The following is a 3,419-nucleotide window of genomic DNA, read 5'->3' as shown; positions in this document are numbered from 1 at the left end:
GTGCAGTGCTCGATGGTCCGCCCGGCGCCCAGCGGCTCGAGCAGGATGAGGAACACGTGGTTCGGCAGCACGGCGAGCAGGACGTTGGGGAACACGGCGACGAACCTACCGCTGGCGGCGTCGGATGCACCCAGACCGGTAGCCGGAGGTAATACCACCCAGTCCTCGTGCTGGTCGCTCGAGACCGGCGTAGTGGTCTGCCCGCAGTACATCCCGGGACCCTGGTAGCGGTAGTGGTCCTTGACGCGTGACACCTTGGCCAGCTTCGGGTGCACCCACGGCAGGTGGTAGTACTCCGCGAAGTTCTCGACGAGGAGTTTCCAGTTGGCTCCGACATCGAACGTGGCGGTCGTCCCTTCAAGGTCGGCCAGCCGCCACTCGTCCAGGCGATAACCGGACAACCGCTCGCTCAGATCGCCGAGCCATACATGGAGGGGCGGCGTCTCCTCGTCGAGGCAGACGAAGACGATGGGACCCCAGGTGTCCACGCGTATGGGCACGAGGCGCCAGTCGGCGGGGTCGAAGTCCGACGGGGGTGAGGCCTCGAAGAGCGGCGCCGCCACCAGCCGGCCTTCGGTCGAGTAACTCCAGCGATGATACGGGCACCTGATGACGCCCGGGATGTCGCAGTCGGCATCGGCCAGCTCGGTCCCCCGGTGACGGCAGGTGTTCAGGAACCCGCGCAACCGATCCCCGGACCGGGTCAGCAGCACCGACTTCCCGGCGACGGACCGCACGAGAAGCCGTCCCGGCCGGGACAGTTCGTCGGCGAGGGCCACGCCGGTCCACGCCCGACCGAACAGCCGGGCCTGCTCGTCAGCGTAGAAGGCCTCGTCCGCGTACGCGACCGGCGACAGCCCGATAGCCGACCACACCTTCGGCCGGATGCCGGCCCAGAATCCCGGCAGGCGCCACGGCGTCGCAGCGGTAGGTGTTGTCGCCATCCGACGATTTTACTGGCGCGAGCGAGCGGGTCCACCCATGCCGAGCCGGTTGCGCCTCGATCTCGGTGGTGTCGTATGAGAAGGAACGGTGAGGAGCATCCCGAGGAGGAATCTCACCGCGCGGCCTTCCCGGTCGCGGAGTGCGGCTGGTTCGATCCGGCTCAGCCGAGGTCGAAGTCGACTCGCTCCAAACTGCCGGTGAACGGGAACTCCCCCTCGTAGGTGTTACTTACCGGGGACAGCGTGTCGGCGCCCACGCTGAGGGATCCCCACGAGATCATCCCGCGGGCCATAGAGGTCATCTCGATCTCGCCGAGATTCCGGCCGTCGGCTTCCAGGCGACCGACGCCCCGGTAGTCCCCGGTCCTCTCGAACGCGAAGGACAGCTCGATCGCCCCTGGCATCACCGGGCCGGACGAGGCGAGCGTCTGTCGATCGCCCAGATAGCAGTACTCGAACACGAGATGCCCGGCGGCCAGGTACAGGACGTAGCCGCCGCTCACGTCGCCCACCGCCACCAGCACCCCCTCTTCGGCGGCGTCCAGCGGGGCGACCCGGGCCGTGATCCTGAAGTCCCGGTTGAACACCAGGGGGGTGGCGGCGCCAGGCACCCGGCTCGAACCCCCCAGGTATGAGAACGTATCCCTCGCCCTCGGGGTCCCTGGGGGCGTGAAGGTCGAGGCCCGCACCGCCAGGTAGCGGTCGTCGAGCGGGAACACCGAGTATCGGGCCGCCTCCTCGGACCACTGCCCCACCAGGTCAGCCAGCTTCTCGGGGTGCTCCGCGGCCACATCCTTGCACTCGGAGAAGTCGGAGTCGATGTGGTACAGCTCCCACGGATCGTCCTCGAAGGGCTCGTTCCGCCGGTGCCTCGTGAGGGCCTTCCAGCCGTCCTCCCACATGGCCCGGTGGCCGATCATCTCGAAGTACTGCCGATCGCGGGGAGCGGGGGCGGCCGGGTCGTCCAGCAGGTCACGGATGCTGGCGCCGTGGTAGGGCATCTGGTCCACTCCCTTGTAGGAGGCCTCCGGCGCCACGTCCACGAGATCCAGGATGGTGGGGGCGATGTCGATGGCATGGACGAACCGGGTGCGCACCCCGCCGTTGCCGGCCACCCCATCCGGCCAGGAGACGATCAGCGGCGTCCGCACCCCGCCCGCGTAGGTGTTCTGCTTGTACCAGCGCAAGGGCGTGTTGGCGGCCTGGGCCCATCCCCACGGGATGTTGGTCTGGGAATGCGGGCCGCCGATGGTGTCGAACCGCTCCATGTTGAACTCCACGGTGCAGAACCGGTCCTCCTCGTAGGTCACGATGTCGGCGCCGCCGTCAGGCCCGCCCTCCTGGCTGGCGCCGTTGTCGGAGAGGACCACCACGATCGTGTTGTCGAGCCTCTCGATCGAGTCGAGGAAGTCGAATAACCGTCCCATCTGGGCGTCGGTGTGGTCCAGCATGGCCGCGTAGGCCTCCTGGAACCGGGCGAAGAGCTTCTGTTGGTCGGGACTCAGGTTGTCCCACTCCTGCACCCCGGGGTTGAGCGGCGCGAGGGCGGCGTCCTCGGGCACGATCCCGAGCTCCTTCTGGTGGGCGAAACGGCGCTGGCGGATCACGTCCCAGCCCTCGTCGTAGCGCCCCCGGTACTTGTCCAGGTAATCCTGGGGCGCCTGGTGGGGACAGTGCGCCGTCCCGAAGGCCACGTAGAGGAAGAACGGCTGCTCGGGCTTGACCGAGACCTGGTCGCGGACGTAGGAGATGGCGTGGTCCACCAGGTCCTCGGTCAGGTGGTAGCCGTCCTCGGGCCTGCCCGGCGGCTCGACCCGGTGGTTGTCCTCGACCACGTCCGGGTAGAAATGGTCGGTCAGCGCGTCGAGGAACCCGTAGTACCGGCCGAATCCCCGACCGAGCGGCCACTCGTCGTAGGGACCGGCCGCGGTGGTCTCCTCGAGCGGCGCCAGGTGCCACTTGCCGATCGCCATGGTGGCGTACCCGGCGCCCTGCAACACCTCGGCGACGGTTCCGGCCGAGCGGGTCACCCTCCCCCGGTGTCCGGGGAATCCCGAGTCGACGTTCGACAGGTAGGCCATCCCCACGCTGTGGTGGTTGCGCCCGGTGAGCACGCAGGCGCGGGTCGGCGAGCACAAAGGGGTGACGTTGAAGTCGTTGAAGCGCAGTCCCCGCTCCGCCAGCGCGTCCATTACCGGGGTCTCCACCTCGGCCCCGTAGCATCCGAGACCGGCGAAACCGACATCGTCCAGCACCACCAGCACGACATCGGACTTGCCACGGGCATCGTTCGCCATCGGCGGCCACCATGGGGCCGACTCCCGGAAGTCGGGCCCGATCACACCCTCGAAATCCGGTTCCGGGTATTGCGGCGCTCCCTGCGCTCCGCGCCCGGGCGTTCCGCTCGAATCAGTGCTGGAACCCATCGACCTTCCTGGCCTTTGCCGACGGCGGTAACCATACTCGTGCCCATGA

2 protein-coding genes are annotated in these 3,419 nt (G+C 68.2%); both read right to left on the bottom strand.

Annotated features, from left to right (window positions below; genetic code table 11):
* Positions 1-944, bottom strand: a 944-nt coding sequence (locus tag OXK16_12650) for a Rieske 2Fe-2S domain-containing protein (GenBank protein ID MDE0376793.1), incomplete at its 3' end; no start/stop codon positions are given.
* A 161-nt stretch (positions 945-1,105) separates the two neighbouring features.
* Positions 1,106-3,370 carry an arylsulfatase gene (locus OXK16_12645; protein MDE0376792.1) on the bottom strand — a complete coding sequence of 755 codons (2,265 nt, stop codon included), beginning with the start codon at positions 3,368-3,370 and terminating at the stop codon, positions 1,106-1,108.
* Positions 3,371-3,419: the final 49 nt, after the last annotated feature.

The organism is bacterium (assembly GCA_028821235.1).
Taxonomy (GTDB): Bacteria; Actinomycetota; Acidimicrobiia; order Spongiisociales; family Spongiisociaceae; genus Spongiisocius.
Note: the sequence above shows the minus strand (reverse complement) of the source record. Positions and strands in the feature narration are given on the sequence as shown.